Origin of the sequence: uncultured Planktosalinus sp., from assembly GCF_963973675.1 — a bacterium.
Lineage (GTDB): Bacteria > Bacteroidota > Bacteroidia > Flavobacteriales > Flavobacteriaceae > Planktosalinus.
Genome location: NZ_CAXBAN010000303.1, coordinates 1 through 3,320, shown reverse-complemented (window position 1 = coordinate 3,320; position 3,320 = coordinate 1). Strand labels below are relative to the sequence as shown.

Here is a 3,320-nt window from a genome sequence, read left to right as displayed (position 1 = left end):
ACTAATTTCTTCAAATTTTTGTTCTGAGCTAACTTCCTCACTATTAAATCTAAGAGTCCATCCCAGATCATTTGTCAACACATAAATTTTTTGCAATTCAGAAATCAGCCGGTTTTTGGCATTTGATTTTATGTTTGAGACTTGAATTTTCTCTTCCAGAAGCTGGTTCACTTTGCCTTTTATGGTGTTAAAGTCATTTGCTGAAAATTGGTTAAAATAATCCTGAGTTACATCATAATATTCAATGGTAGGGTAAATATTTAGTTCTCCTTTAGGAATATATAGGATACTCACTGTTTTGTTTTCTTCATCAATATTGGTTTCTATTTGACTCAAATCATAACCAACAGTCACTTTTGCATTGACTACAACGAGGGCTTTTTTATTAAATGAAATCATGTCGAAAAAGCTTTTTTTGGAGTCTTCAAAAGTAAAAACCTGAGAGAAAGTGCCTTCAGTAACTATGAGCTTACCCACATTTTGCAGCTGAAGCTGAATGAGTTGTGAAGTTTCTGAAAGTTGTTGTTCTTTTTCCTTTTTATTTTCACAATAGTGAAAAGCAAAAACAAATATGAGAGTAAGGATTACCCCAACGATTATTTTTCGCATAAAATATCATTTTTGTAAAAATAATCAAATTCTATACCTTGTTATCTAAAATTGGAAGTAATTGAAAAATACCTTTAAATAATATTATGCCTTTTTGCTTTTTGAACAGCTTCCAACTTACTGTGTACCTGAAGTTTTTTGTAGATATTTTCAATGTGTTTTCGAACAGTACTTGGAGAAAGAAAAAGGTTTTCGGCAATGGCTGTATAGCTCAGGCCTTTACTGAGTTGTTCCAACACTTCGACTTCGCGGGTGGAAAGTGAAATGTCTTCTTTATCCCGTGGGTTATCAATATCTATAGGGTTTCTGAGTAATTTTAAGGTTTTCAGTGCTATAGATGGATTCATAGCTGCACCTCCGTTTAAGGTTTCTGTGATTCCGTTATGTAATTGTTCTGGATTAACTTCCTTGAGTAGGTAGCCATCTGCTCCGGCTTTGATGGAATTGAAAATATTTTCATCGTTATCAAAAACGGTGAGCATTATGATTTTGATGTGTGGATATTTTTGTTTAACTATTTGAGTGGTTTCAATACCATTGAGAACCGGCATTTCTATATCCATTAAAATCACATCAAGATTGTGATTTTCTTGAAGTTTTGTGAGTAATTCTGAGCCGTTTAATGAGGTGTGTTTGATGTCAATAGCATCAAAAAAAGAGAGCTTTTCTTTGATGCTATGTATTAAAAAAGTATTATCGTCAACAATGGCTATTTTAATTGACATAGTTATGTTTTTAAAAAACTAAATTTACAACTTATTTTTTTGTTGACTTGTGGGGCAATTGCCTTATTTTAAGAAGCCTTTTTTACTGAATGAATGCGTTTCTTAAATACTTCCAGAATTATTTTTGTTCCCTGTTGAGGGGAACTTACAATATTGACACTGCCTTTAATTTCTCTGCCTCTTTTTCTCATATTATTTAAACCGTTTCCTAAAGGGGCATTTTTCAAATCAAAACCATTTCCATCATCCTCGACAATAATTATGATTTTATCATCTTTTTCATTTATGTTGACAGCTATGTTTTCAGCATTAGCATATTTCAAGGCATTGTGCACAGATTCCTGAATGATTCGATACATATTCATTCCCTCAATAGATGTAAAGTTGTATTTATCAATAAGGCCTTCAGAGATTTCAAAATTAAAATTGGTTTTTTCAGTTGATTCTCTTGCTTTTTCAATAAAGTTTGTGATTCGGGCATTGAGGTCTTCAAAAGTGATTTGGGTTTTGTTCATCGCCCAGATGGTATCCCGAAGTTCAAAAATAGTATTTGAAGTAAAATTTCTTACGCTTTTAATCTTTTCTCCTAGTTTTTCATTTTGCAATTTGAAACCGTATTTTATATTGTCTAAAGTAGAAATAATAAAAGTGAGTTGTGCTCCAATATTGTCGTGCAAATCACGTGAAATCCTCAGTCGTTGTTCTTGAAGTTTATTTTGGGTTGCAATTTGATTGAGGGCTTCTTTGAGTTCATTCTCTTTTTTCAATTGTTGGTTTTTGAGTTTTTGCTGTTTGTACAAGAGATAGCCTAATATTGCCAAAACTAAAGCCAGAGTTGTAGTCCCATAAATAAGTGTGTTTTTTCTTCTAATTTTCAAATTGTTTTCAGCGATGATTGCTCTGGATTCCAAAAGATCTTTTTCTTTTTTCTCGGTTTGGTATTTTGTTTCAACCTCGGCAATTATTTCATTATTTTCTCTGTTGAGAATGGAGTCTTTAACTGCAATAAACTTGTACAAATATTCATTGGCCAGCTTGTGGTTGTTTTGTTGTTCATAGAGTGCTGAAAATGCTCCATAAATTTGCTGTTTTATTTTAAGCAAGTCGTGTTCCAAAGCAATTTGAAGTCCGTTTTCATAATATACTTTGGCCTCATAGAGCCTGTCGTTTTTTCTGAGTAATTCCCCATAATTAAAGTAAGCAAGAGCAATTCCATTTGTATCTCCTATTTCTTCTCTTATTTCCAGTGAGTGATTGTGATATTCTTCAGATTTTGAAAAATCCCCCATATTGTAATATGCCACGGCAAGGTTGTGCAGGTTTGTGGCCATTTCGCGTTTGTCGTTTTGAGACAAACTCAAATCAAATGCTTTTTGATATTGTTCAATGGCTTTTGGATAGTTTTTTAAGTAATCATAGATGGCTCCCAGATTGTTGACCGCTTGTTTAATTGAAGTGGGTTCTCCAATTTTTTCTTCCATAGCAAGTGATTTTTCAAAATATTCTGTTGCCCGGTTAAAACTTTGTTGATAGAAATAAATTACCCCAATGTTGTTGTATGACTGCGAAATTCCTTTTTGATTCCCTAATTGTTCTTCAGCCTTCAAAGCATCAAACATTAAGGGAAGTGCTAAATCATATTTTCCTTGACGAATGTAAACCATCCCAATATTGTTGTACAACATGGCAAATCCTTCTGTGCTGTTAATTTCTTGAGCGATAATAAGGGCTTTATTGTATGTTTCGATAGCTTTGTCATATTCAGTTTTGTTTTCAAAATAGTTTCCCAGGACATTGAGGTTCATCATTTCGCCTTTTTTGAAACCCAGTTGTTGTGCCAATGCTATTCCTTGCTCAGAAAAATAAGGAACTGTGTCAATATGAGCTAAAACATAATGCTTTGAGACATTGTGATAGAGGTTTACTTTGACGGTATCTTCTTTTGCTTTTTTTAATTCCACCAGAAGGCTGTCAATGTTTTTGGAT

At 33.1% G+C, this 3,320-nt stretch carries 3 protein-coding genes; all 3 read right to left on the bottom strand.

Going from position 1 to position 3,320, the window contains the following annotated elements:
- On the bottom strand, nucleotides 1-609 hold a 609-nt coding region (locus AACY61_RS10935; protein WP_339611617.1), incomplete at its 3' end, for a DUF4230 domain-containing protein.
- Between the two features lie 74 nt (nucleotides 610-683).
- Nucleotides 684-1,334, bottom strand: coding sequence for a response regulator transcription factor (locus tag AACY61_RS10930; protein WP_339611616.1), 651 nt, complete (start codon nucleotides 1,332-1,334; stop codon nucleotides 684-686).
- 68 nt (nucleotides 1,335-1,402) lie between these two features.
- Nucleotides 1,403-3,320 (bottom strand): sensor histidine kinase (locus tag AACY61_RS10925; RefSeq protein ID WP_339611615.1); only part of this gene is annotated, 1,918 nt, incomplete at its 5' end.

What these genes read in the sequence shown, in the direction of transcription:
- AACY61_RS10930 (WP_339611616.1), bottom strand. Translation starts at nt 1,334, where the DNA reads ATGTCAATTAAAATAGCCATTGTTGACGATAATACTTTTTTAATACAT.